This window comes from Halorubrum sp. T3, from assembly GCF_000296615.1.
Classification (GTDB): domain Archaea; phylum Halobacteriota; class Halobacteria; order Halobacteriales; family Haloferacaceae; genus Halorubrum; species Halorubrum ruber.
On sequence record NZ_JH815330.1, the window covers coordinates 472272 to 496352 of the forward strand.

General features: G+C 71.3%; 23 protein-coding genes. 19 read left to right on the plus strand and 4 right to left on the minus strand.

Features of this window, described 5'->3' with window-relative positions; genetic code table 11:
- Positions 1-417 precede the first annotated feature (417 nt).
- From B378_RS0111385 to B378_RS0111415, 7 genes are all read left to right on the plus strand, one after another.
- A complete protein-coding gene (locus B378_RS0111385) occupies positions 418-642 on the plus strand; it encodes a hypothetical protein (protein WP_017343907.1) in 225 nt (74 codons plus the stop codon).
- Between the two features lie 62 nt (positions 643-704).
- Positions 705-851 carry a hypothetical protein gene (locus B378_RS17115; RefSeq protein ID WP_007345373.1) on the plus strand — a complete coding sequence of 49 codons (147 nt, stop codon included), beginning with the start codon at positions 705-707 and terminating at the stop codon, positions 849-851.
- Between the two features lie 426 nt (positions 852-1277).
- Positions 1278-1553: a PadR family transcriptional regulator gene (locus B378_RS0111395; RefSeq protein WP_004597247.1), complete on the plus strand. Its 276-nt coding sequence runs from the start codon at positions 1278-1280 to the stop codon at positions 1551-1553.
- Between the two features lie 140 nt (positions 1554-1693).
- On the plus strand, positions 1694-2989 hold the full coding sequence (gatD, locus tag B378_RS0111400) for a Glu-tRNA(Gln) amidotransferase subunit GatD (protein ID WP_017343908.1): 1296 nt from the start codon (positions 1694-1696) through the stop codon (positions 2987-2989).
- Positions 2986-4050: a GNAT family N-acetyltransferase gene (locus B378_RS0111405; protein ID WP_017343909.1), complete on the plus strand. Its 1065-nt coding sequence runs from the start codon at positions 2986-2988 to the stop codon at positions 4048-4050. Before gatD ends, B378_RS0111405 begins: the two co-directional genes overlap by 4 nt.
- Positions 4047-4259, plus strand: a complete 213-nt coding sequence (locus B378_RS0111410) for a hypothetical protein (RefSeq protein ID WP_017343910.1) — start codon at positions 4047-4049, stop codon at positions 4257-4259. Before B378_RS0111405 ends, B378_RS0111410 begins: the two co-directional genes overlap by 4 nt.
- Positions 4260-4354: 95 nt before the next feature.
- Positions 4355-5626, plus strand: coding sequence for a DUF6498-containing protein (locus B378_RS0111415; RefSeq protein ID WP_017343911.1), 1272 nt, complete (start codon positions 4355-4357; stop codon positions 5624-5626).
- An 11-nt stretch (positions 5627-5637) separates the two neighbouring features.
- Here the strand turns inward: B378_RS0111415 and B378_RS0111420 are convergent, their stop codons facing one another.
- A complete protein-coding gene (locus tag B378_RS0111420) occupies positions 5638-6165 on the minus strand; it encodes an HPP family protein (protein WP_017343912.1) in 528 nt (175 codons plus the stop codon).
- Between the two features lie 151 nt (positions 6166-6316).
- On the opposite strand from B378_RS0111420, the gene B378_RS0111425 reads away from it, so the two are divergent.
- The gene (locus B378_RS0111425; RefSeq protein ID WP_017343913.1) at positions 6317-7336 is read left to right on the plus strand and encodes an A24 family peptidase; all 1020 of its coding nucleotides are present in this window, start codon (positions 6317-6319) and stop codon (positions 7334-7336) included.
- A gap of 408 nt (positions 7337-7744) precedes the next feature.
- Here B378_RS0111425 and dnaG read toward each other — a convergent pair whose 3' ends face one another.
- Positions 7745-9343 carry a DNA primase DnaG gene (gene dnaG, locus B378_RS0111430; protein ID WP_017343914.1) on the minus strand — a complete coding sequence of 533 codons (1599 nt, stop codon included), beginning with the start codon at positions 9341-9343 and terminating at the stop codon, positions 7745-7747.
- Between the two features lie 177 nt (positions 9344-9520).
- On the opposite strand from dnaG, the gene B378_RS0111435 reads away from it, so the two are divergent.
- The 4 genes from B378_RS0111435 to B378_RS0111450 all read left to right on the plus strand — a co-directional run bounded on the left by B378_RS0111435 (position 9521) and on the right by B378_RS0111450 (position 13306).
- The gene (locus tag B378_RS0111435; RefSeq protein ID WP_017343915.1) at positions 9521-9787 is read left to right on the plus strand and encodes a DUF3311 domain-containing protein; all 267 of its coding nucleotides are present in this window, start codon (positions 9521-9523) and stop codon (positions 9785-9787) included.
- Complete coding sequence (locus tag B378_RS0111440; RefSeq protein WP_017343916.1) at positions 9784-11268, plus strand: sodium:solute symporter; 1485 nt, start codon at positions 9784-9786, stop codon at positions 11266-11268. Before B378_RS0111435 ends, B378_RS0111440 begins: the two co-directional genes overlap by 4 nt.
- A 579-nt stretch (positions 11269-11847) precedes the next feature.
- Complete coding sequence (locus B378_RS0111445) at positions 11848-12720, plus strand: YqcI/YcgG family protein (RefSeq protein ID WP_017343917.1); 873 nt, start codon at positions 11848-11850, stop codon at positions 12718-12720.
- Positions 12713-13306 carry a cysteine hydrolase family protein gene (locus tag B378_RS0111450; protein ID WP_017343918.1) on the plus strand — a complete coding sequence of 198 codons (594 nt, stop codon included), beginning with the start codon at positions 12713-12715 and terminating at the stop codon, positions 13304-13306. Before B378_RS0111445 ends, B378_RS0111450 begins: the two co-directional genes overlap by 8 nt.
- 25 nt (positions 13307-13331) lie before the next feature.
- On the opposite strand, the gene B378_RS0111455 is transcribed toward B378_RS0111450, so the two are convergent.
- Entirely contained in the window at positions 13332-14798 is a 1467-nt protein-coding gene (locus tag B378_RS0111455; protein WP_017343919.1) for an MATE family efflux transporter, read from the minus strand.
- 250 nt (positions 14799-15048) lie between these two features.
- Here B378_RS0111455 and B378_RS0111460 point away from each other — a divergent pair, with 250 nt between their 5' ends.
- Together B378_RS0111460 and B378_RS0111465 are read left to right on the plus strand one after the other, a co-directional pair.
- Entirely contained in the window at positions 15049-16497 is a 1449-nt protein-coding gene (locus B378_RS0111460) for a HEAT repeat domain-containing protein (RefSeq protein WP_017343920.1), read from the plus strand.
- A gap of 66 nt (positions 16498-16563) precedes the next feature.
- On the plus strand, positions 16564-18303 hold the full coding sequence (locus tag B378_RS0111465) for a phospholipase D-like domain-containing protein (RefSeq protein ID WP_017343921.1): 1740 nt from the start codon (positions 16564-16566) through the stop codon (positions 18301-18303).
- Positions 18304-18373: 70 nt separating this feature from the next.
- On the opposite strand, the gene B378_RS0111470 is transcribed toward B378_RS0111465, so the two are convergent.
- Positions 18374-20368 carry a DHH family phosphoesterase gene (locus tag B378_RS0111470; protein WP_017343922.1) on the minus strand — a complete coding sequence of 665 codons (1995 nt, stop codon included), beginning with the start codon at positions 20366-20368 and terminating at the stop codon, positions 18374-18376.
- A 141-nt stretch (positions 20369-20509) separates the two neighbouring features.
- On the opposite strand from B378_RS0111470, the gene B378_RS0111475 reads away from it, so the two are divergent.
- From B378_RS0111475 to B378_RS0111495, 5 genes are all read left to right on the plus strand, one after another.
- Positions 20510-21025 (plus strand): Mov34/MPN/PAD-1 family protein, encoded by a 516-nt coding sequence (locus tag B378_RS0111475; protein ID WP_017343923.1) that lies wholly within the window; start codon positions 20510-20512, stop codon positions 21023-21025.
- The gene (locus B378_RS0111480; RefSeq protein ID WP_017343924.1) at positions 21022-21483 is read left to right on the plus strand and encodes an adenylyltransferase/cytidyltransferase family protein; all 462 of its coding nucleotides are present in this window, start codon (positions 21022-21024) and stop codon (positions 21481-21483) included. The genes B378_RS0111475 and B378_RS0111480 overlap by 4 nt, the downstream gene beginning before the upstream one ends.
- A 118-nt stretch (positions 21484-21601) precedes the next feature.
- On the plus strand, positions 21602-23023 hold the full coding sequence (locus B378_RS0111485) for a heme o synthase (RefSeq protein ID WP_017343925.1): 1422 nt from the start codon (positions 21602-21604) through the stop codon (positions 23021-23023).
- A gap of 78 nt (positions 23024-23101) precedes the next feature.
- Positions 23102-23344 carry a SelT/SelW/SelH family protein gene (locus B378_RS0111490; protein WP_017343926.1) on the plus strand — a complete coding sequence of 81 codons (243 nt, stop codon included), beginning with the start codon at positions 23102-23104 and terminating at the stop codon, positions 23342-23344.
- A 106-nt stretch (positions 23345-23450) separates the two neighbouring features.
- The gene (locus B378_RS0111495) at positions 23451-24038 is read left to right on the plus strand and encodes a hypothetical protein (RefSeq protein ID WP_017343927.1); all 588 of its coding nucleotides are present in this window, start codon (positions 23451-23453) and stop codon (positions 24036-24038) included.
- Positions 24039-24081: the final 43 nt, after the last annotated feature.

Genomic DNA, 24081 nt, shown 5'->3' on the forward strand with positions numbered 1-24081 from the left:
CCGGGAGGCCGCAGTAGGCGTTCACGAGAGCGGAGCTCTCGTGAGCCAATCAGAACGCTCCGCGTTCTGATGACGACGTAAGCACCGCAGGGAGCGAGTGTAACGAGCGACCGAGGAGCGCAACGAGCGTACTGCGGCCTCCCGGCTGGGGCTTTGGCGGTGTTCACCGCTGGTTTTCAGGGAGCAGCGTATCGCCGAGCGGCTGGGGCTTTGGCGGTGTTCGCCGCCGATCCGCGATCAACTATTTATAACTGGGCGGCTGGGAGATTTGGCGGTGTTCGCCGTCGATCAGCCAACATCTATTTATAAATAACCGACTGAGATTTCGACGCGACTCGTTACCAGGGTCACGTATCGACGCCGATCGTCGACAGTATTTTGATGGGCAGATTCGTCGACCGCACACGGCTGGTCCCCATGCTCGACGAGATACTCGACGTGCTCATCGATGAGGTCGCCAAACTGGTCCCCGACGTCGTGTGGGGCGCCGTATTCCTGGTGACCGGCGCCCTGACGACGATGCTCGGCGTGACGATGATACTCGACATGACGACGCTCAACGGATCGATGCGTCTCGGCGGCGTACTGACCGCCGTCGGCGTGCTGTTAATCGCCGGCCCGTTCGTCGCGTGGTACCGATAACCCTCGACTGCCCGGATCCCCTCGGCCACAACACTATCCGAGACGGCTCCGTACCCCTTCGCATGCGCTCCGAAGAGGAGGTCAGAGAGCAGTACGAGTTCCTCCGCGAACAGTTAGACGACGAGGAGATGAACCACCGCGGCGTCGAGGAGCTGTTCACTCACTACAAGCGCGCGCTCGGGTGGGTGTTAGAAGAAGAACATATGTGAGCGACGTACGACACGTTTATCACTCTCTACGGTGTACGATGAAGTGACGCTTCGTCTGGAGGGCCGAAGCGTCAGCGGGGACCAATCGGCAGGCCCGACGCGGCTTTTTTCCGCGTCGGGCGTGCCTTCTTCCGACACTCGACCGCGTAGCGCTCCGCTCATCGTTTCGCGCCCGAGCGAACGCGCTTCCCGCGATCTCGATTCCCGCAATCCCGACCGACGAGCCGCTGTCCTCGCGTCCGCATACGTATCAGACGCCGAAAACGACGTCCAGCCGCGGAGACCCGAATCCGCTTCGCGTGCGAGTTACGGAACTGACAGAACGGAGGCGTCTGTTACGGGGACGTAGGAGACGATTCGTGGTCGTACGAGGACTAATATAACGGTATATTTATTTATTCTCGACAGGTATGTACAGACAGTTGTATGTACGACCTCACAGGTTTTCAGCGAGACCTGCTCTACGTGATCGCGGGCCTCGACGAGCCGCACGGGCTGGCCATCAAAGAGGAGCTCGAAGAGTACTACGAGAAGGAGATCCACCACGGCCGGCTCTACCCGAACCTCGACACGCTCGTCGAGAAGGGGCTCGTCGAGAAGGGCCAGCGCGACCGCCGCACCAACTACTACACGCTGACCCGCCGCGGCCGCCGCGAGATCGAGGCCCGGACCGACTGGGAAGCCGAGTACATCGAACACTGACCCGGCCGCCCGCCGCTCCCGCACCCGGTCGATAGCTCTGCCCGTTCCGTTCTTTCTCGCTCCGTTCTGCTCGTTTTCCGGCCGTCGCCGCGCCGCCGCGAACGGTTGGATTCAAGTCCGCCCCGGGGGAATTCGGTCCTATGAACCCGGGAGATCGCGTCCGCGTCGAGCGCGGGGGCGTCACCAACGAGGGCGTACTGCTCCCCTCCACGACGCGCGACCACCTCGTCGTCAAGCTCGACGGCGGCTACAACGTCGGTATCGACCGCGAGGAGGCCGACGTCGAGGTGCTTGAGTCCGGCGTCCGCGAGGTCGACCCCGCGGCCGACGACGGCGGCGGCGACGCCGCCTCGGAGATCACCTTCGACGAGGACCTGCCCACCGTCTCGCTCATCTCCACCGGCGGGACCATCGCCTCTACCGTCGACTACCGGACCGGCGCCGTCACGGCCCAGTTCGACGCCGAGGACGTGCTCCGGGCCGTCCCCGAGCTCGCCGGCCGCGCGAACTACCGCGGCCGGGTCGTCGCGAACATCCTCTCGGAGAACATGGAGCCGTCCATCTGGCGCGACCTCGCCGACGCGGTCGCCGAGGAGATCGAGGCGGGCGCCGACGGCGTCGTCGTGATGCACGGCACCGACACGATGCAGTACTCCGCCTCCGCGCTCTCCTTCATGCTCGATTCTCCCGTGCCGGTCGTGTTCACGGGGAGCCAGCGCTCCGCCGACCGCCCCTCCTCCGACAACGTGATGAACGCGGTCTGCGCCGTCGAGGCCGCGAAGGCCGACCACGCCGAGACGCTCGTCTGTATGCACGCGAGCCCCTCCGACGACGCCTGCGCGCTCCACCGCGGCACGCGCGTCCGCAAGAACCACACCTCCCGCCGGGACGCGTTCGAGACCGTCGGGGCCGCGCCGCTCGGGCTGATCGACTACGAGGCCGCCGCCGAGGCGGGCGCAGAGGGCGACGCGGCCGACGCCGCGATCGAGTGGCACCGCGAGCCCACCGCACGCGGGAGCGCGGAGCAATCGGTCGACCTCGCGCCCGACCTCAACGGCGACGTCGAGCTCGTCAAGTTCACGCCCGGGATGGACCCAGCGGCGTGGGACTACCTCGACGAGAAGGACGGCGTCGTGGTGGAGGGGACCGGACTCGGCCACGTCCACACCGACCTCATCCCGCGGATCGAGGCGCTCGTCGAGGGCGGAACCGTCGTCGCGATGACGAGCCAGTGTCTCGCCGGCCGGGTCTGCGACCGCGTGTACGACACCGGCCGCGACCTGCTCGACGCGGGCGTCGTCGAGGCCGGCGACACCCTCCCCGGCACCGCGAAGGTGAAGCTGATGTGGGCGCTCGCGAACGCGTCCGACCCCGCCGAGGCGATGGGCCGCGACCTCGCCGGCGAACTGACCGAGGAGTCGCGGCCCTGGCGATGAGCGGCCGCGGGGCAGAGGGCGGCGGCCCAACGGTCGTCGTCCGCGAGGCGCGCCCCGCCGACGCCGACGCGGTCGCGGCGTTCACGCGGGACACCTGGGGCGAGCGCCACGAGGACTACATCCCGCGGGTGTTCCCCGACTGGGCCGCCTCCGACGACTCCGACCGCGGCACGTTCGTCGCGACGCTCCCTCCGGAAGCGGCCGAGGCCGGCAACCTCGACGGCCGGGAGGCGGGCGACACGCACGTCGCGGGCGACGGCGACGGCGTCGCCGACGCGGGCGACCCTGAGGCGGTCGTCGGCTGTATCCAAGGTGTCCTGCTCTCCGAGTGGGAGGCGTGGGGGCAGGGGATCCGCGTCGACCCCGCCGCCCGCGGCCACGGCGTCGGCACCGCGCTCTCGGAGGCCGCGCTCGACTGGGCACGCGAGCGCGGCGCGACCGTCTGCCGGAACATGGTGTTCTCGTGGAACGTCATGGGGCTCGGCCAGTCGCGCGCGGTCGGCTTCGAGCCCGAGACGGAGTTCCGGTTCGCGGAGCCGGAGCCCGACCCGGACGCGCTCGACGGCGACGGGGGCGCGCCGACCGATTACGGCGCCCTCGACGACCCCGACCCCGACGCGGCGTGGGCGTTCTGGAGCGACAGCGACGCCCGCGACCGCCTGCGCGGCCTCGCGCTCGACCCCGACGAGTCGTGGGCCTGCTCGCAGCTCACCCGGGAGCGGCTCGCGGCCGCCGCGGCCGAGGACCGGCTGATCGCGGTCGCCGACGCCGACACCGACGCCTTCGCCGGCTTTGCGGTCCGAACCCGCGTGACGGAGCGCGAGGTCGACGGCGAGACCACCAGAACCGCGACGTACGGCGTCGCTGCGTGGCGCGACGTCGACGCGGCCGGCGCGCTGTTCGACGCGATCGCCGCCGACGCCGCCGCGGCCGACGCGGACGGCGCCCGCGCCCTGATCCCGGAGACGGTTGAGCACGTGAGCGACGCCGCCGCGAACCGCGTGTCGGTCGCGGCCGAGCCCGACTTCGTGATGTGCGCGGACCTCACCGGTGGGAAATGACCCTCTTCGGCGTCGATCTCCCGTGGTCGCTCCCGCTCACGCTCGTCATCTACGGGGTGGTCGTCGCCGCCGCGGTCTGGATCTACCGCGATGCGAGAGCCCGCGGGAGCCGCTACGCGGTACTCTGGGCGCTCTCGACGCTCGTCTTCACCATCGTCCCGGTGTTGGCGTACCTGTATCTCCACCGGGAGGCCGGTCCGGCGCGCTGAACCGGCCGCGTCTCGGCCGACCCGGTCGGCCGTCGCGCCGGGGGCTCTCGTCCGCTCCCGGCCGCTTATGTGCGACGACGCGGAACGACCGACGGATGCCCTCCTCCCTCACCGATCGGTTGCGCGCGCTCGGTCGCGGTCGCCGGCCCCGCGCGCTCTCGGTGGCAGCCGCCAACCTGCTCCCGCTTGTCGGCGTCGTCGCGCTCGGCTGGAACGCGGCCGCGCTGATGACGCTGTACTGGTTCGAACTCGGGATCGCCTCCGGCTGGGCGCTCGTCCGCGCGCTGTTCGCTGGGCGCCCGTCCGAAATCGAGCGCGACGGGCTGATCGTCGGCCCGCTCGCGCAGCGACGCGGCGGGCTGTCGATCCCGTGGACCGGCGTCGAGATCCGGCTCTCGTCGCTGCTCGTGCTCCCGATCGCCGCACCGATCCTCGTCGTCGTCTGGGCGGTCGTCGGCACGCTCACGGTCGGCGTCGTCGGCGGCGGGCTGGGCGCGGAGGCGCTCGACACCGTGACGCTCGCGGTCCTCGCCGTCTTCGTCGGCGAGGGCGCGACGACGCTCGTCGAGTACTTCGGCCGCGGCGAGTACCGCGACCACAGCGCCCAGACGGCGTTCACGGGCGTGTTCGCCCGCGGCGCGGCCATCTTCCTCGGTGCGCTGTTCACCGTCACGGTCGTCGCCGCGGGGACCTTAGAGGACGACACGCCGATCTCCGCGCTCGACGCCGACGCGGTCGGACTCCCGCTCCTGCTCGGGATCGTGGCGGTGAAGGCCGCGTTCGACCTCGGCGGGTTGTACGGCGACCGGCTGGCGGCGTTCGACGAGTCGTCGTCGCTCGATCTGGGGTTCTCCTACGACCCTCCCGACCCGGAACCGGCGGACGGGTCGCTCGCGGAACCGGTCGAGACGGTCCGCCAGCCCTTCCGGTCGCGGCTCGCGGGCGCGCTGACGACTCCCCTCGGCCATCCGGGACTGTGGTACATCGCCGGGGCCTTCGGGTTCGTCGGTCTGCTGTTCGCGATCGGCGGGAACTGGCTGACCGCCGGAACCCTCGGCGCGCTTGCCGTGGCGGTCCCGCTGGCGATCGCCGCGCTCGACCACGAACTCCGGTACGGACTCGTCGAGTACCGCGCCGGCGACGACGCGCTCGTCGCCCGCGACCGGCTGTTCGACGTTCCCCTGTGGCGCGTCGAGCCGTGGGACGAGACCGACCTGCGCGTGGAGCGGAGCGGACTCGACCGCCGGCTCGGGACCGAGACCGTCGCGATCGAACTCCGCGACGACGAGTACCGGATCCCGGGGCTCGACGACCCCGAGCCGATCCTCGACGTGTTCGATAGGCGGCCGGACCGTCCGGACGAGTGAGTCGCGCCGACCTACCCGTCCGGCTCGTCCCGGCCGTACAGCGGGTGCGCGTCCCCGACGAGGCGCTTGAAGAGCAGGATGACGGCCGCGTGGAAGGCGACGAGGACGGTCACGCTCGCGACGATGATCGCAACCTCCGTCGGCGTCGAGAGGAGGCCGAGCGAGACGATGAGCGTCGTCGCGCACGCCGGCGGGTGGACCCAGTCGGTCGCGATCATCGCCCAGCTGGTCGCCACGAGCGAGGCGACCGCGCTCGCGGTCAGCCGGAACCCCTCGGGCGAGAAGGCGGGCGGCGTGGCCGTGAGCGCGGCGCCGTCGGCGATCACTGTCCACGCCGCCAGCCCGGCGACGCCGCCGATCAGGTGACTCGCGACCACGCGGACGGCGCGTTCGCGCTCGCTCCGCCGGTCGAACGCGAGGACGAACGCGGACGGGCCGAGGCTCGGGAAGACGAACGGCTGGCCGGTCGCCCACGCGACGGTACCGAGGACCGTGAACAGCAGGCCGGCGTACAGACTGGTTCCCAGACGGCGACGCATTGCGACCCGGTCGGCGAGCGACTCACATAGGCCCGGCGGATCGCCGGCACCGAGGCGCCGAGCCCCCTCGGCGACGCGGATTCGGGGCGGCGCTATCGATCGCGATAGCCGAACCCGAACGCCTAATTGGTCCGACCGCGCCCGTGGAGACATGTTCGCGACGCTGCCGGACCTCCTCCGACTGCTCGTCGTCCCCGTCTTCGGGTGGGCGGCGATCCGGGACGTCCGGACCCGGCGCCTCCCGAACCGGCTGTGGCCGCCGCTGTACCTGTTCGGCGCGCTGCTGTTGATCTGGGAGGCCGTCTCGCTGTGGCCGTTCGCGGGGTTCGACGGGCGGATCTTCCTCGTGCGGGCCGCGATCAGCCTGCTGTTCGTCGCGCCGCTCGGCTACGCCTTCTGGTACCTCGGGGCGTTCGGCGGCGCCGACGCCAAGGCGATGATCGCGCTCGCGGTGATATTCCCGACGTTCCCGGCCTACGAGCTCGCCGGGCTCACCGTCCCGCTCGTCGACACCCAGCTCGGCGTGTTCTCGCTGACGATCCTCACGAACACCGTCCTGCTCGGTCTCGCGTACCCGGTCGGGCTCGCCGCGCTCAACCTCGTCCGCGGCGAGGCCTCGCCGAGCATGTTCTTCGCGCGCCCGGTCGCGACCGACTCGCTGCCCGACCGTCACGGCCGGCTGTTCGAGGACCCGGACGGGCCGACCCGAGGCGGGCTCGACCTGGACGCGCTTCGGATGTACCTCCGCTGGCGGGGGCTCACGCTCGCTGACCTGCGGGCGGACCCGGAGGGGCTCCGCGACCCCGGCTCGGTCGGCGAGACGTTCAACCCGACCGACGGGGGGGCCCACGTCGGCCCGCGGACCGACGGGGGGCGCGCAGTTGACGACGTGCCCACCGACGGAGGGCGCGCGGTCGATGCCGAGGCTAAAACCGACCGCAACTTCGACGACCCCTGGGCGGCCGAGCGCTTCCTCGACGACATCGACCACGGGGCCTACGGCACCGACGCGGCGACGCTCCGCGACGGCCTCGACGTCGTCGCCCGCGAGGACCGCGTGCTGGTCTCGCCCGGGATGCCGTTCGTCGTCCCGATGGCGGTCGGCCTCCTCGTCTCGCTGACGTACGGTGACGCGCTGTTCGCCGTGCTCGGCGCGGTCGGCTTGGTCTGAGCCGGCACCGACGCCGCCATTTATAAATGAGCGATGCGGTGCGGTGGCGCGTGCCTGCGAGCGGCCGTCAGGCCGCGAGCAGCACGCGCGAGGGAGTCGGTCGCCGAGCGAAGCGACGGCGACCGACGAGGCTGGGGAGGTGTGAGGTGCCGGGCTGTGCGGTGCGGGGTGGGACTCAAAGGGGCAGCCGTGCGGTGGCCGCAGGCGACGCAAGCACCGCAGGAGCGAGTGAAACGAGCGACGAGGAGCACAGCGAGCGTGCGGCCACCGCACGGCTGGGGCTTTGGCGGTGTTCGCCGCCGATCCGCGAGCAGCTATTTATAAATAAACGACTGGAGCTTTGGCGGTGTTCGCCGCCGATCCGCAAGCAACTATTTATAAATAGAAGGCGACGAACGCGCCGTATCGTCAGTTCCCGGCCCAGACGTCGTCGGCCGCGAGGACGCGCGTCCCGACCGGGCGCTTCACGAACTCGCCGAGGTCGCGGCCGACGAGGTCACCGACGCCGCGCTGGGCGGCCACGTCGAGTAGCCGCTGGTCGACCGTCCCGTCGACGACGACGGCGTGCGGCGCGGGCTCTGCGCCCTCGACCGCGTCGAACGCCTCCGCGGCGTCGACCTCGCTTAAGACCTCGAACTCGTCGCCGAGGAGCCGCGCGCGGCCGGTCTCCCCGTCGACGACCTCGCCGACGTGCGCCGCCATCGTCTGCGGTTCGTCGGGCTCGTCACCGGTCGCGTCGCGTCGTTCGTCGTCACTCTCGTCGGGCTCCGTCTCCGCGGCCGAGTCAGCGTTTGGCTTCTCGGCCGGCTCGGTGTCCGGGTCCTCGACCGCCTCGGGATCCGGTTCCTCGGACGACCCAGCGTCGGGCTCAACGGCAGAGGCCGCGTCGGCGTCGAGCGTCGAGCCGGGATCGGCGTTGTCGGTCGGCGTCGACTTGGGCTCGGGATACTCGCTCGCTTCGTCGGCCGAGGACGGGTCACCGGTCTCGGCCGCCGCGTCGCTGTCGTCCGGTTCCGACGATTCTTCTTCTGACTCGATCTCGGGCGACGCGTTCGTTTGGGCCGACGGTCCGGCCGAATCGCCGCCCGAGGAGTCGCTCGGGACCGCACCGCCGTCGCCGACGCGGGCGACCGACGGGTCGTCGTCAGCTGTATCGCCGTCGGCGATCTCCTCGTCGCTGGCGGCGGCTCGGAGGTCGGCGGCGTCTGCGAGGCTCGCGTACGGCACCTTCCCGCGGAGCGCCTCGAAGACGGCGTCCCGGTCGAGGTCCTCGACGGACTCGCCGGGCGGCGCGAACGCGACGTAGTCGACCTCGCCCACCTGCGCGAGCTCGCGAAGGATGAGCTCCCCGCCGCGGTCGCCGTCGAGGAACGCGGTGACCGTCCGGTCGGCGGTCAGGTCGGCGACCGCCTCCGGGACGTTCGTCCCCTCGACCGCCACGGCGTTTTTGATCCCGCAGTCGAGCAGCGTGAGCACGTCCGCACGCCCCTCGACGACGATGACGGCGTCGGAGTCGCCGACGCGCGGGCCCGCCGGGAGCCCCTCGTAGTCGACGATGCCCTCGACGCGCGCGGCGTCGCGGACCTCGTCTAACACGTCGCTGCTCGCGAGGCTCGTCTCCTCGAAGCCGCCGGCGATCAGCTCCTTGGCGCGCTCGACGACCTCGCGGCGCTTGGCGGCCCGCACGTCCTCGATGCTCGTCACCTCCACGGAGGCGTGGCAGGGGCCGATGCGGTCGATCGTCTCCAGCGCGGCCGCTAAGATGGCGGTCTCGACCTTGTCTAAGCTCGACGCGACGGTGACCTCGCCGAACGACTGGCCGTTCTCGGACTCGACGGAGACGTCGATCCGACCGACGCGCGAGGACTCTTGGAGGTCCCGGAGGTCTAACTCGTCGCCGAGAAGCCCTTCGGTCTGGCCGAACACCGCGCCGACGACGTCGCTCCGCTCGACGACGCCGTCGGCCGCGATGGTGGCGTGAATCAGGTATTTCTCTGTGTCTTTCATGATGGGTGAATGGTGATGGCGGGCGGTAGCGCCCGTCCGTGTATGGTTGCGTTCCTCGCGGAAAGTAGTTATCGCCACGCTCCTCCGGCGGAGGTTATTGAAGAGAATTTTTCTCCAACACGTAGATCCGAACTGATTCAATAGTTCTTAGTGTCTATAGATGTAGTATTATCCCACATGACGCGCTCACGGAGCGATCTCGTGTGGATACCGACGTTCGCGATACTCGTGGCGTTCGCAGTGCCGTGGCCGCTGTGGGGCGTCGACCGCGTCGTCGCGGGCCTCCCGGTGTGGATCTGGTGGCACGTGGGCTGGCTCGGGCTGTGCGCGGCCCTGTTCGCGCTGTTCGTCCGGAGCGGCGCGTGGGAGCGCGGGATGGGACGGCGACCGGAATCGAGCGACGGTCGCACCGGAGGCCCCGCGCTGGGGGGTGACCGCCGGTGACGCTCGGCCTCTCGCTCGGGATCGTCGTCGGCTACTTGGTCGTCGCGCTCGCGCTCGGCCTCGTCGCGTACCGCGTCTCGGAGACGACCGCCGAGGACTACTACCTCGCGAGCCGGTCGATCGGGACGCTCGTGCTGCTTTTCACGACGTTCGCCACCCTGCTCTCCGCGTTCACCTTCTTCGGCGGCCCGAACCTCGCGTACGCGGCGGGCCCCGAGTGGCTGATCGTGATGGGGACGCTCGACGGCGTCCTCTTTGCCGTGCTGTGGTACGTCATCGGCTACAAGCAGTGGCTGATCGGCGCCCGCAACGGCTACGTGACGCTTGGCGAGATGCTCGGCGACCGGTTCGGCTCGACCGGGCTGCGCGCGCTGGTCGCGGGCGTGAGCCTCCTGTGGCTGTTCCCCTACGTGATGCTCCAGCAGATGGGCGCCGGCGAGGCGCTCGTCGGGCTCACGAACGGCGCGGTCCCCTACTGGGGCGGCGCGGCGCTCATCACCGGGTTCATGATCCTCTACGTCGCCGTCGCGGGGCTCCGCGGCGTGGCGTGGACCGACACGCTCCAGGGGCTGTTCATGCTCTCCGTCGTCTGGCTCGCGGCGGCGTGGGTCGTCTCGGCGCTCGGCGGCGTCGGCGCCGCGACCGAGGGGATGCTGGCAGCCCGGCCCGAGTTCGGGTCCTTCGGCGGCGGGACGTACTCGGTCGGGTTCATCGTCTCGACCGCGATCACCATCGCGTTCGGGGTGACGATGTTCCCGCAGATCAACCAGCGGTTCTTCGTCGCGAAGTCGGCCGCGACGCTGAAGCGGTCGTTCGCGCTGTGGCCCGTGCTGGTGCTGCTCCTCTTCGTCCCCGCGTTCATGCTCGGCGCGTGGGCGGCGGGCACCCCGGTGACCGTCCCGGAGAACGCGAACGTGCTCCCCGTCGTGTTAAACGAGTACGCGCCGGCTTGGCTCGCCGCGGTCGTCGTCGCCGGCGCGATGGCCGCGATGATGTCCTCGTCGGACTCGATGCTGCTGTCGGGGTCGTCGTACTTCACGCGGGACCTCTACCGCCCGCTGATCGACGCGGACGCCTCTGAGCGCCGCGAGGCGTGGATCGCGCGGATCGGCGTCGGGGCGTTCGCGGCGCTCGCGTTCGTCGCGAGCCTCTTCCGCCCGGGGACGCTGATCGAGGTGGGTGACACCGCCTTCTCCGGGTTCGCGCTGCTCGCGCTCCCCGTGATCTGCGCGCTCTACTGGTCGCGCACGACGCGTACGGGGATGATAGTCGGCGTCGCGGTCCCGCAGGCGATCTACCTCGCGGTGGTGCTGTCGGCGGTCGTCGGCGCCGTCCCGACGCTGCCCCGGACCGTCGCCGGCGGCTGGGACGTGGCGCTCGGGCTGATGGTGCTGTCCGGCGCGCTCACGGTCGGCGTGTCGCTCGTGACCGCGCCGACCGAGGAGAGCGACGCCTCGCGATTCGCGGTGGTAAGTGATTGACAATTTGTAAAACGGTTCGTTCTGGGCCGGCGTTTTGCGTTCCTCTGCCACCGAGTCAGGGATGAACGCCGCCAAAGCCCCAGTCGCTCGCTTATAAATGGTTGATCACGGATCGACGACGAAGGCCTCCAAAGCCCCAGTCGCTCGCTTATAAATGGTTGATCACGGATCGACGACGAAGGCCTCCAAAGCCCCAGTCGCTCGCTTATAAATGGTTGATCACGGATCGACGACGAAGGCCTCCAAAGCCCCAGTCGTGAGGGCGGCGCACGCTCGCTGTGCTCCTCGCTCGCGCTGCTCGCTGCGGTGCTTACGTCGCCTGCGCCGCCCTCACGACTGCCCCTTTGAGTCCCACCCCACCGCGACCGCACAGCACCTCACGCCTCCCCAGCCTCGTCGGCCTCCCTCCGCTTCGCTCCGGTCGGCCGACTCCCTCGCGCGCGCTCCTCGCGGCCGCCTTCGGCGGCCACTCGCAGGCACGCGCCACCGCGACCTTCGGGTTGAAATAGCGCCACCGAACCGTTCCCGCCGCGCCGAAGCCGGCGAAAGCCAAAAGACCGCTTCGCCCCGACAACGCGTATGAACGAGCCCGGTACCGAGGGCGTGCTGCTGGACCAGGAGACGCTCCGCGGTCGGCTCGACGACGCGCCGGCGTGGCTCCGGGAACACTACCGAACCTTCCGCGAGTCGATGCTCGGCGAGCGCGACGGGTCGCCGTTCCCCTGCTACTTCGGCATCGAGGTCGAGCGCGAGGGCGACCTCCTGTACGCGGCCTGCGAGTCGACCACGGACCCGGCCGCGCTGTTGCGGTTCCGTGACGTCCTCTTGGAGTACCTCGAAACGTACCCGGACCACGCCGACCGCGCGCCGCTCGCCGTCTTTTTTAATCCGCCCGACGACGACCGCGGCGAGGCGCACTACCACGAGCGGCTCTGGAACGTGCTGGAGTTCCTCCACGTCCACGACCCCGAGCCGTGGCCCGACGACATCCCGACCGACCCGGACACCCCGCGCTGGGAGTTCTGCTTCGGCGGCGAGCCGCTGTTCCCCACGTCGCGGGCCCCGTTCTACGACGACCGGAAGAGCCGGTACTCGCCGGTCGGCTTAGAGGTCACCTTCCAGCCCCGCGCCGTCTTCGAGGGGATCACGGCCGACACCGAGGCGGGCGAGCGCGCCCGCGAGACCATCCGCGACCGCATGGGCGACTACGACGGCGTCTGCCCCCACGCCGACCTCGGCGACTGGGGCGCCGAGGGCGACCGCGAGTGGACGCAGTACCTCTTCCGCGTGGACGACGACGCGAGCCCCGACGCCTGCCCGCTCTCGCCGACGCGAGAGCACCCGAAAGCGCCCGAGCCTCTGCTCGAACGCGGCGCGTGGCGGCGGTTCGCGGACGACGCCGACGCGAACGATCACGACGCCTCCGTCACCGCGGGGCTAGGCGATGACTGACGACCCGGCGGCCGCCGACGCGGCGCGCACCGCGACCATCCCCGACGGCGCGGTCCTCCTCCTCGTCGACTTCCAGACCGGCTTCGACGAGCCGGGCTGGGGCGAGCGCAACAACCCCGACGCCGAGGCGGCCGCGGCCGCGCTCCTCGACCGCTGGCGCGCTGCCGACCGCCCCGTCGCGCACGTCCGCCACGCCTCGACGGAGTCGGACTCGCCGCTGCGCCCGGACGCCCCCGGCTTCGCGTGGAAGCCGGAGACGGCGCCCGCCGACGGCGAGCCGACGTTCGAGAAGTCGGTCAACGGCGCGTTCCTCGACTCCGGCCTCGACGAGTGGCTCCGCGAGGAAGGATACGAATCGCTCGTCGTCTGCGGGCTCACCACCGACCACTGCGTCTCGACCACGACGCGCGAGGCCGAGAACCGCGGCTACGACGTGCGCGTGGTCGCCGACGCGACCGCGACCCACGCTCGCGAGGCGCCGGACGGCGAACGGATCGACCCGGAGACCTCCCACCGCGTCGCGCTTGCGCACCTGAACGGCGAGTTCGCGACCGTCGTCGACAGCGGCGACCTGCTCGCGGAGTGACGAGAGACCCCGCCGCCGCCCGCGCTCAGTCGTCGGCGGCGTCCGCGGCCTCCGCGTCCCCGCCGCTCGCGCGCTCGGCGGCGTTCGTGAACATCCCGCGCCGCGTCGTGTACAGGAAGTAGCCGCCCAGTCCGAGGAAGCCGACGACGTTCGAGGCCGCCACCGCCCAGAAGACGGCCTCGACGCCCCAGCCTAATCCCGGCGTCACGGTGACGCCGAACGCGCCGAACGTCGTCGCGACCGGGACGGCCGCGACCGCGATCGGGAACCGGACCGCCCAGTACTTGACCAGGTCGGCGAGGAAGGAGGTGCGGGTGCGGGAGGCGCCGTTGAATCCCGCCAGAAGGGTGTACGTGCCGCCGAGCGCCCAGTAGGAGGCGCCGAGGATCCGGAGGTAGAGGACCGACAGGGATCGGCCGGTCGCGGTGAGGTCGGGCGCGAGCAGGTCCGCGATCCCGCCGGCGAAGAGGAACTGGACCGCGCCGAGCGCGAGGAACCCGGCGACGACCATCCCGGTGCCGACCGTGGTCGTCCGGCGGGCGCGCTCGGGGGCGTCCGCGCCGAGGTTCTGTCCGATCATCGACTGGGCGGCCTGCTGTATCCCGAGAGCCGGCACGACCGCGAGCGTCGCGACCCGGGCGCCGACCGTGTACGCCGCGACGCCCGCCGCGCCGCCGGCGACCGCGACGAGGGCGACGACGAACACCCGGACTAACTCGCTTACGCCGCGCTGGCCGCCGAGCGGGAGGCCGACCGAGACGACCTCGCGGGCGGTCGCGGGGTCGAACGCGAACGCCTCTCGGGTGAGCCGGAACGTGTCGCGGCCGATCCCCGCGGCGTACCCGAGGATCCACAGGAGGCCGGCGACGCCCGCGAGCGCGGTGCCGAGCGCGGCGCCGGCGACGCCGAGCTCCGGCACTGGGCCGACCCCGAAGATGAGCACCGGCGCGGCGATCAGGTTGACGAGGACGCCCACGAGGCTCACGTGGAACACCGCCCGCGTGTCCCCGTACGCAGTGAAGCAGTTCTCGACGGTGTCGCCGACCGCGCCGACCGGGAGGACGGCGATCACGATCGCGAGGTACGTGGCGGTCGTCCCGGCGAGCGCGGGGTCGGCGCCGAGCAGCGCCACCACTTCCTCGGCGTAGACGACCACCGGGAGCGCGACCGCCGCGGTGACCGCGAGCGCGACGAGCGCGCCGTTGACCGCGACGCGGCGCGCGCCCGCCTCGTCGCCGTCGCCGGTCCGCTGCGAGACGAGGATCTGGGTGCCGACCGCGCCGACCACGACCGTCGCGCCGAGCAGCGACTGGATCGGGAGGCTGAGCCCGACGGCGGCGACCGCGTCCTCGCCGACCCGGCCGAGCCAGAACGTGTCGACCAGCGCGTTGGCGACGTACACGACGTTCTGCGCGACGAGCGGCGCGGCGAGGACGAGCAGCACCCGTCCGACCGGCCCGTCGGTTATCTCCTCGCGGTCGACGTCCAGCATCTAATCGTTCCAGTATTAGTCAGTGATAATAAAAGTGTGATGGTAGTGAACACGACTCTCGTATCGGGGGTCACTACTCTTCTCCAGTCGGGGAATTTCGCACCCTCTCGCGCCCGGCGCTTGTCGACCGCTTCTCGCCCGGTGCGATCGCTCTGTGTCCTCGCGCGCGGCCGTCCCGCTCCTCCCACGCGGCCGCCCGGCGCCCGCGAAGGGAAACCTCTTAATGGACTACGCGCGGAGTTCGTGGTATATGAGCAACGGCGACGACGACCCGGCCGACGCCTCCGAGGAGGCCGACGCCGCGGACGACGGCGGGGACGCCGACGAGTCGATGGGCACAGCCGCCGCCCCGACGCTCCCCGATGACGCGACCGAGGAGTCCCTGAATGAGTACCTCGACGAGATCGCCGAGCGGCTCGAGGCCGCCGAAACGGAGGCCGACCTCGACGACGTCGAAGCGCTCTTAGACGACGCGGAGACCGGTATCGAGGGGGCCGATCTCCCCGAGCCGGACGAGGACGACGAGGACGCCGACGACCCCCGCGGCGACCTCGAGGACCGCGTCGCGGAGCTCCGCGACGGCGTCGAGGAGGCCCGCGGCCCCTACGGCGAGGACGTCATCGACGCGATCGAGGCCGCGTCCGGGACGGTCGCGGACACCGAGTGGACCGAGGACGGCCACGAGGACGTCGCGGCCGCCGTCGCGTCGTTCGTCGACGAGGCCGCGGACGCGATCGACGAGGCGGCCGCCGATGCGATCGACGAGGCCGACGAGGACCCCGAGGCGCTGCTCGGCGAGGCCGCGGACGACGAGGAGACCGCCGCCGCGGGGCCGATCCCCGTCGACCAGCTCACCGCGGCGCTCGACGCCGTCGCCGCGGCGGTCGCCGAGGCCGGCTTCGACGCCGACGAGGACGCGGACGCGATCGCCGCGCTGCTGGAGGCCACCGACGACCTAGAGGCCGGCCTCGACGACGCCGAGGAGTGGGACGACCTCGAGACCCACGAGCAGCTCCGCGCGCAGGGGTACTACGACGTGCTCGGCCACTACAAGGACTTCCCGGTCGAGTGGGCCGCGCTGAAGGAGCACGAGGCGCAGGGGAACGTCGACATGATCCTGCTCGCGCTCGACTCGCTGCAGTCCGAGTTCATGGAGCGCCACTGCCTGGAGGCGTTCGAGCGGATGGGCAAGCGCGGCAAGACCGAAGACTCCGTTCAGGAGATCCTCGGCCGCGCCGAGAAGCGCGACCAGCCCGCGATCCGGATCCTCGGGAAGATGGCGGCCGCGGAGGCGACCGACACCCTCGTCGAGTACGTCCCCGAGGACTCGAACCCGCAGCTCCAGAAGACCGTGTTCAAGGCGCTCGGCGAGATCGGCGCCCCGGAGGCCGTCCAGCCGCTCGCGGACCAGCTCGACCCCGACGGCGACACCGACGACCTCGTCCGCCCCCACGCCGCCCGCGCGCTGGGACTGATCGGCGACGCGCGCGCCGTCGACCCGCTCGCCGACGCGCTCGAAGACGACCCGTCCGACGACGTCCGCGCGGCCGCCGGCTGGGCGCTCCGGCAGATCGGGACCCGCGAGGCGCTCGAAGCGGTCGCCGAGTACGCCGACGAACACTCGTTCGTCGTCTCGACGGAGGGTGAGAAGGCCGAGCGCGCACTCGACGACGAGGCCGAGCCCGCGCCGACGGCCTGAGGGGCGCACTCCTCTCTCCCGCAGCGGTCGCGAACCCTTTTAGCCGATACCGACGCCACGCTCGCCGTGTCACCCCGCCGCCCGAGCCGCCGGTCCCGCGTCGCCGCGCTCCTCTTGCTCGTCGCCGCGGCGACTGTCGCCTGCTCGCTTCCGGCCGCGGCCGCCCCCGTCGGCGCCGCCGCCCCGGTCGACGAGGTCGAGCCCACCTCAGCCAACGCCTCCGCCGACGCCCGCGGCGAGCCGCGAATCGTCGAGCTGTACCCGAACCCGACCACGGCGGAGAACCGCGGCGAGTACCTCGTCGTCTCGCTGCCCGAGCGCGGGAACTGGTCGCTCTCGGACGGCTACTACGACACCGAAATTCCGGCGAACGCGAGCGGCCGGGTGACGCTGTCGATGGCCCCGAACCGGACCGCGTCGATCCTCGCCGGCGATTCGGGGACGGCCGCCGCGGTCGCGGACCGGCGTCAGATTCGCCGCCTGACCGACTACTTCCCGCTGTCGGCGTCGGGCGACCGGATCGAACTCCGCCGTAACGGGCGCGCGGTCGACGTCGTCGCCTACGACCGCGCCAGCGAGGGGCACCGCTGGCGCGCCTCGTGGGGCGAGTGGCGCCCCCGCGGCTACGATCCCCGCTCCCCGGAGTCGACCGCGGACGCGGCCGTGACGCCCTTCGTCCTCCCCGACAGCCCGGGAATTCCGGTCGAGCCGCTCCGGAGCGCAGACGAGCGCCTGTTCGTCGCCGGCTACACGCTGACCTCGGAGCGAATCGTCGGGACGCTCGTCGCGGCCGCCGACCGCGGGGTGCGCGTTCGCGTGCTGCTCGAGGGGTCGCCGGTCGGCGGGTTCCCAGCGCGGAGCGCACCGCTGATCGACCGGCTGACGGCCGCCGGCGTCGAGGTCCGGATCCTCGACGGCGAGGTCGAGCGGTTCCGCTTTCACCACCCGAAGTACGCGGTCGCGGACGACCGCGCCGTCGTGCTCACGGAGAACTGGAAGCCGTCCGGCACGGGCGGACACAGCAACCGCGGGTGGGGCGTCGTCGTGGGCGGCGACGGCGAGACGGGGGACGACGAGACGGCGGACGGCACCGGAGCCGACCGGAGCGCGGCGGTCGCGGACGACCTAGCCGCCCTGTTCCTTGCCGACTTCCGGGCCCACGACGCGCGGTCGTGGCGCGCCTTTCGCGCCGATACGGAGTTCCACGGGGGCGGGCGAGCGAACGGCTCATACCCGACGCGGTTCGACGCGCCCGCGCAGCCGGCGGCGGCGAACGTGACCGTCCTCACCGCCCCGGGCAACGCCGCCGACCGGATCGTCGCGCGGATCGACGCCGCCGACGAGCGGGTGCTCGCGGTCGTGCCGCGCGTGGGCGGGCCGAACGACCGGATCGTCCGCGCGCTCCGGCGCGCGGCCGACCGCGGGGTCGACGTCCACCTGCTGCTCTCGGACGCGTGGTACGACCGCGAGGCGAACCGGAACCTCTCGAAGCGGCTCGCGGACGAACCGATCGCGGTCGACCTCGCGGAGCCGCGCGGCCGGTTCGGGAAGGTCCACGCGAAGGGGCTCGTCGTCGACGACGCCGCGGTCGTCGGGAGCCTCAACTGGAACCCGAGCGCGGAGACGAACAACCGCGAGGTGTTGCTCGCGGTGGAAAACGAGTCGGTGGCGGACTTCTACGCTCGCGCCTACGCGGCGGACTGGCGCGGTGGCGGGATTCAGCTTCCGATCGCCTTCCTCGGCGGCTTCGGCGCCGCGCTTGCGGGGGCCGGCGCGGTGGTTCGGCGGGAGGTCACGTTCGGCTGAGAAACGGGCTCGGTGCGAACGGCCGCAGCGAGCCGCCCGTTGGCAGTGTCGAGGGCCGGACCGATTGCGGTCAGTCGTCGAGCGCGATCGTCGACGAGAGCGCCTCGTCGATCTCCGCGCCCGCCATCTTCTCGACGAGCGTCTCGATCACCTCGCTCCGGCGGCCCTTCACGAACTTGATGGAGCCGACGACGAGGTGCCCGCCGCCGGAGACGCCGGCCTCGGGCAGCTCCTCGTTCAGCTCGGTCACCATGTTCGGGATGTCGAGCCGGACGCCGTCCGAGCGGAGGACGCAGAAGTCGGGGCCGTAGCCGATGGTGATGACGGGGTCGCCGGTCTCTTTCACCTTCGCGTCGTGGAGTTCACCGGTGGTCTTGCCCGGTGCGGGGTAGGTGAACCGGTGGGCGTACTCGTCGAGGTCGATCCGGTAGAGGTGCGCGCCGGAGGCGAGCCGCTCGTGTTCGACGTGGTCGTCGACGGCGTCGAGCTGGCGCTCCACGTCCCGTTCGGCGCGCTCCGAGAGGAACTCGACGAGCTCCTCGTGCCGCTCCTCGTCGTCACAGCCCACATTCAGGGCGTCGTTGACGAGCGTCTTCCCTTCGGAGTAGCGGAGCCAGTGGGCCGCGTAGTCGAGCGCCTCCCCGATGTCGAGGAGGTCGGACTCGTCGTACCCCGCCTCCTCGGCGAGCGCGACGTAGTCGTCCATCGCCTCCGCCTTCGAGCGGTCGGAGAGGCCGGCGACCGCCGGCACGTGTTCGAGCTCCTCGGTGAGCGACGGGTCGATCAGGCGGGCGAGCTCGACGCACATCATCCCCGTCGTGACCCGGTAGTCCTCGCCGTGGAGGTACGGGTTGACGTGGGCGTCGAGCAGCGGCTCGACCGCTTCGGGGTCGGGGTGGTGGTGGTCGACCGCTGCGATGGGGATGTCGTAGTGCGCGAGGTTCTCGTAGGCCGGCACGTCCTCCTCGGTCGACCCGTTGTCGAGCATTAGGAGGAAGGGGAGCTTCTGGCCGTGGCGGGCGCGACCCTCCAAGGCGAAGTTGAGGTCGCGGGTGACGTCTTCCATCTCGTAGTAGGGCGCCTTGCTCGGGAGCCGCTTGAAGAGGTGGCGCGGCGAGTCGGGGTCACCGTGGACCTCCTCGATCAGGTTCTCCAAGGCGAGCTGGACCGGGATCGCGGCGCACATCCCGTCGCCGTCGGCGTGGTGGCGGACGCGGATCGGGCGGCCGGCGAGCACGGTCCGGCGGAGGAGCCGGGCGAGTTCGCGGAGGTCCTCGTGGATCGGTTCGAACGCCTCCCAGTCGACGAGGGGGTCGACGTCGGCGGGCTCGGCGCGCTCCTCGAGGGCCGCCTCGAAGCGCTCGCGGGCCTCGGCGGCGCGCTCGTCGGGCAGTCGCTTCAGCGAGTCGACCTCCAGCTGGAGCGCGTCCTCGCGGCTCTCTATCGTGCCCGCGACGTGGACCATGTCGCCGACCTCGACCTCGGGGTACGCCCGGACGCCGGCGGACTCGAAGGCGGCACAGGAGAGGACGCCGGAGGCGTCCGCGACGGCGAATATGGTGGGACCGCCCGTCTGTTTCGCCTGGACGACCTCGCCCTCGACGGTCACCTCGTCGCCCGGGGTCAGGCCGCGGACTCGTGAGACCGTCGGCTCGTGGGCGACGGCCTCGGTGCGGTAATCGTCGGGGTCGACGTCGTCGAACGCGATGTCGCCGTTCTCCTTCACCTCGGTGAGCCGGACGATCAGCCGGTCGCCGACCGCGTACTCGCCGTCGAGGTTCGACTCGTGGACGAGTCCGCTCACGGCGTCGGAGAGGTCGACGAACACGCCGTAGTCGACGACGCCGTTGACCTCCGCGTGATACAAGGCGTCGGCCTCCGCGTCTTCGAGGGTACAGTCGGGCGCCAGGTCGTAGACGGTCGGCCGGTCGTCGGTTGCGTTCTGCGATCGGTCGTCGGTCGCGTGATCCGGCCGGTCGTCGGCCGTCCCCTCCGCGGCGTCGGCGTCGGGTTCGGGGCTCGAATCGCCCCGCGTGCCGGAATCCCCGGCGGTGTTTTCGCTCATGGACACGTCTCGGGAACGGCCGGTGTTAAGCCTGTTCTCTCGGGGCTCACGGCTCCGGGCTCCGCTCGTCGGTGGCCGAGAGACCGCCCCCGCGTCCCGCGGTCCGGAACCCCTATGAGGCGACGGCGACTTGTCTCGCTCATGCGACTGTTCCGCTCGGACGAGCTCCTCGGGATCGCCCGAGAGACCCTGGAGTTCGTGCTCGAGGCGAGCGAGGAGACGCACCCCAACGAGTACATGGGGTTCCTCCGCGCGGACGACGCCCGGAAGCTGGACCTCGACCGGGAGGGCCAGGTGATCACCGACGTGCTCGTCATCCCGGGGACGGAGTCGAGCCCGACGAGCGCTACCGTCCGCACCAACATGAAGCCGAACGACATGCGGTCGGTCGGCTCGGTCCACTCGCACCCGAACGGCGCGCTGCGCCCGAGCGACGCCGACCTCGCCACGTTCGGACAGGGGAAGGTCCACATCATCGTCGGCGCCCCCTACGGCTGGGGCGACTGGAAGGCGTTCGACAACGACGGGACCCAGACCACCCTCGACGTGCTCGACGTGGAGGTGCCCGACGAGCACTTCTTCGATTTCACACAGGCGGACATCGATCGCGAGCTGGACGAGCGCGACTCCGGCGGCTTCCTCTCGTGGTTCAGATGACGCGGGTCGTCGCGCAGGGGACGTTCGACCTGCTCCATCCCGGCCACGTTCACTACTTAGAGGACGCGGCGACGTACGGCGACGAGCTCCACGCCATCGTCGCCCGCCGCACCAACGTCACGCACAAGCCGGAACCGATCCTCTGTGCCCGCCAGCGGCGCGACATGGTCGAGGCGCTCGACGCGGTCGACGAGGCCCACCTCGGCGACCCCGAGGACGTGTTCGTCCCGATCGAGCGGCTCGACCCCGACGTGATCGTGTTGGGGTTCGACCAGCACCACGACGAGGCCGACATCGCCGACGCGCTCGACTCGCGTGGGATCGACTGCCGCGTCGAGCGCGCGTCGGGGCGGGAGCCGAAGTACGAGGACGAGCTGCTCTCCAGCGGCGACATCGTCGACCGCATCCTGCGCGAGCGCGGCGAGCGCGGCGAAGACGGCGACGCGACATCTCCGTAGACAACGCGACGCCCTCGTAGGTCACGGCCGCGGAGCCATCCGACCGCGGGGAAACGTGAGGACCCCGACGGGTGCGGAAGCGCGGGGTCTAAATGGACTGACTCCCAAACCGAGGTGAGTGAAGATTCCCGACAAGTTCCCCGCGGTGTTGGCCGCGGCCGCGATGGGCGTGTACCTGCTCGTCGTCGTCGGCGCGACCACCTCCCTGACGGAAGCGGCGACCGCCTGCGGCGGCTGGCCCGCCTGCGGGACCGGCGCCGCCCTGCCGACGGCGACCGCGGGGTGGATCGCCCTCGGCCATCGAGCCCTCGCCGTCGTCGTCGGGATCCTCGTCGCCCTCTCCGCGGCGCTCGCGTGGCGGGAGAGGGCGGACCGCCGGGTCAGAGCCGCGCTCACGGTCGCGCTCGTCGTTTATCCGGCCCAAGCCGGGGTCGGCGCGCTCGTCGCGGTCGGCGACCTGCCCGACGCGCTCGGCTCCGCCCACCTCCTCCTCGGGATCGGCATCTTCGGCGCCGTCCTCGCGGCGCTCGCGTGGTGGCTGGAGGCCGAGACCGGGCACCCGGACGACGCCCCCGACGACTTCGAGCCCGGCACCGACCACCTCCCGCCGGTCGAGGAAGCGCCGGAGCCGTCGATCCCGTCTGCGACGCTCCCACGGCTGAAGGCGACCGCGACGGCGTACTTCCGGCTGATGAAGCCGCGGCTGATGTGGCTGCTCTGTCTCGTCGCCGCCGCCGCGATGGCGCTCGCGCAGCCGGTGGCGACCGCCGGCGCGCCCGGGTTCACGCCCCCGGTCGTGGCCGCCACGCTGGCCGGCGGCGCGCTCTCCATCGGCGCCTCCGGCACGTTCAACCACGTCCTCGAGCGCGACGTCGACAAGCGGATGCAACGCACCAGCGACCGCCCGCTCGCGACCGACCTCGTCCCCGTCCCGCACGCGCTCGCGTTCGGCGGCGCCCTGACGCTCGTCTCGCTCGCGCTGTTCTGGACGGTGAACCCGCTGACGGCCGCGCTCGGGCTGGTGGCGATCCTGTTTTACAGCGTCGTGTACACGCTCGTCCTCAAGCCGAACACGGTCCAAAACACCGTTATCGGCGGCGCGGCCGGCGCGCTCCCGGCGCTCATCGGCTGGGCCGCGGTGACGGGCGAGGTCGGCGGCGGCGGGCTGCTGCTCGCGGCCGTGATCTTCCTGTGGACGCCCGCGCACTTCTATAACCTCGCGTTAGCGTACAAAGACGACTACGAGCGCGGCGGCTTCCCGATGATGCCCGTCGTGCGCGGCGAGACGACGACCCGCCGCCACATCCTCTGGTACCTCGGCGCGACGCTGGTCGCCGCGGTCGCGCTCGCGGCGGCCGCCGACCCGCTCGGCGCGCTGTACGCCGTCGTCGGCGTCGGCGTCGGCGCCGTCTTCCTCTGGGCGGTCGTCCGGCTCCACTACGAGCAGACGGAGAGCGCGGCGTTCCGCGCGTTCCACGCCTCGAACGCCTACCTCGGCCTGCTGCTGTTCGCCGTCGTCTTCGACGCGTTGGTGGTGTGAGGCGGTCGGCGTCGTCGCGGTTCGTCGCAACCGTCCGCGACCCGCCCTTTTAATCCGGTTCGCGTCCTACCTCGCGGCATGACACGCGTCGAAGTCGAGTACTGCGTTCCCTGTGGCATGTTGAACCGCGCGCAGGACGTCTCGGAGGCGATCCTCAAACAGTTCGGCGAGGGAATTGACGAGGTCGCGCTGGTAACCGGTGACGACGGCGTGTTCGTCGTCCGGGTCGGCGACGAGGTCGTCTTCGACAAGACCGAAGACGAGTACGACGTCGACGCCATCGTCCGCGCGGTCAGGCCGCACGTCGGCGCGACGGCGTAGCCGCCGGCTCCGGCGTCGCCCCCTTCCTCGGCGAACGCCCCGCGATTCCTGACTCTCGTTCACACGCCACAAGCTAATTGTCCCTCGGCCGCGAACCGCCCCGACGATGTCGGACTCATCGAAACGGGCGCGAGGCGGGCCTCCGGCCGACGATCCGACGCGTGAGTCGGACGATCCGACGCTCGGCGGCGACGCCGCGCCCGCCGCTGACGACCGGCCGCAGCTCGCGCGGACCTGGTATCGGTCCCGGCTCGGGACCGCCGTCGTCGCCGTCGACGTCCTCCTCACCGCCGTCCTCGCGGCCGCGGCGTCCGTGGCGATCGACGCGCCGTTCGCCGGGATCGCCGGTCTCGCTCCGGGGATCGTCCCGCCGTTCGTTCCGCTGTTCAGCCTGCTCGGCGCGCTGGGGTTCGTGTTCACGGCCTTAGTCGAGCGCTTCGACGCGTCGGTCGGCACGCTGGTCCGGTACAACCTCCGGCTGCCGGCCGCGCTCCCGCTCGGGGTCGGGGTCTACCTGCTCTCGGACCTCGTCCTCGGGCAGGGCGTCGACGAGGTGCCGCTCGTCGTCGGGACCGTCTTCCTCTCGGGGCTGTACGTGAACCTCGCGTACAAGCGCCTCGGCGCGCTGGCGCGCCGGCTCCTCCCCCCGGGCCGCGGCGGGAGCGAGGGCCGCTCGGGACGCGGCGGGAACTGACGGAGCGCGTGAGCGTCGGTCGCCCGCATGAGCGTCAGTCGCC

What these genes read in the sequence shown, in the direction of transcription:
- B378_RS0111385 (WP_017343907.1), top strand. Translation starts at nt 418, where the DNA reads ATGCTCGACGAGATACTCGACGTGCTCATCGATGAGGTCGCCAAACTG.
- B378_RS17115 (WP_007345373.1), top strand. Translation starts at nt 705, where the DNA reads ATGCGCTCCGAAGAGGAGGTCAGAGAGCAGTACGAGTTCCTCCGCGAA.
- B378_RS0111395 (WP_004597247.1), top strand. Translation starts at nt 1,278, where the DNA reads ATGTACGACCTCACAGGTTTTCAGCGAGACCTGCTCTACGTGATCGCG.
- gatD (WP_017343908.1), top strand. Translation starts at nt 1,694, where the DNA reads ATGAACCCGGGAGATCGCGTCCGCGTCGAGCGCGGGGGCGTCACCAAC.
- B378_RS0111405 (WP_017343909.1), top strand. Translation starts at nt 2,986, where the DNA reads ATGAGCGGCCGCGGGGCAGAGGGCGGCGGCCCAACGGTCGTCGTCCGC.
- B378_RS0111410 (WP_017343910.1), top strand. Translation starts at nt 4,047, where the DNA reads ATGACCCTCTTCGGCGTCGATCTCCCGTGGTCGCTCCCGCTCACGCTC.
- B378_RS0111415 (WP_017343911.1), top strand. Translation starts at nt 4,355, where the DNA reads ATGCCCTCCTCCCTCACCGATCGGTTGCGCGCGCTCGGTCGCGGTCGC.
- B378_RS0111420 (WP_017343912.1), bottom strand. Translation starts at nt 6,165, where the DNA reads ATGCGTCGCCGTCTGGGAACCAGTCTGTACGCCGGCCTGCTGTTCACG.
- B378_RS0111425 (WP_017343913.1), top strand. Translation starts at nt 6,317, where the DNA reads ATGTTCGCGACGCTGCCGGACCTCCTCCGACTGCTCGTCGTCCCCGTC.
- dnaG (WP_017343914.1), bottom strand. Translation starts at nt 9,343, where the DNA reads ATGAAAGACACAGAGAAATACCTGATTCACGCCACCATCGCGGCCGAC.
- B378_RS0111435 (WP_017343915.1), top strand. Translation starts at nt 9,521, where the DNA reads ATGACGCGCTCACGGAGCGATCTCGTGTGGATACCGACGTTCGCGATA.
- B378_RS0111445 (WP_017343917.1), top strand. Translation starts at nt 11,848, where the DNA reads ATGAACGAGCCCGGTACCGAGGGCGTGCTGCTGGACCAGGAGACGCTC.
- B378_RS0111450 (WP_017343918.1), top strand. Translation starts at nt 12,713, where the DNA reads ATGACTGACGACCCGGCGGCCGCCGACGCGGCGCGCACCGCGACCATC.
- B378_RS0111455 (WP_017343919.1), bottom strand. Translation starts at nt 14,798, where the DNA reads ATGCTGGACGTCGACCGCGAGGAGATAACCGACGGGCCGGTCGGACGG.
- B378_RS0111460 (WP_017343920.1), top strand. Translation starts at nt 15,049, where the DNA reads ATGAGCAACGGCGACGACGACCCGGCCGACGCCTCCGAGGAGGCCGAC.
- B378_RS0111470 (WP_017343922.1), bottom strand. Translation starts at nt 20,368, where the DNA reads ATGAGCGAAAACACCGCCGGGGATTCCGGCACGCGGGGCGATTCGAGC.
- B378_RS0111475 (WP_017343923.1), top strand. Translation starts at nt 20,510, where the DNA reads ATGCGACTGTTCCGCTCGGACGAGCTCCTCGGGATCGCCCGAGAGACC.
- B378_RS0111480 (WP_017343924.1), top strand. Translation starts at nt 21,022, where the DNA reads ATGACGCGGGTCGTCGCGCAGGGGACGTTCGACCTGCTCCATCCCGGC.
- B378_RS0111490 (WP_017343926.1), top strand. Translation starts at nt 23,102, where the DNA reads ATGACACGCGTCGAAGTCGAGTACTGCGTTCCCTGTGGCATGTTGAAC.
- B378_RS0111495 (WP_017343927.1), top strand. Translation starts at nt 23,451, where the DNA reads ATGTCGGACTCATCGAAACGGGCGCGAGGCGGGCCTCCGGCCGACGAT.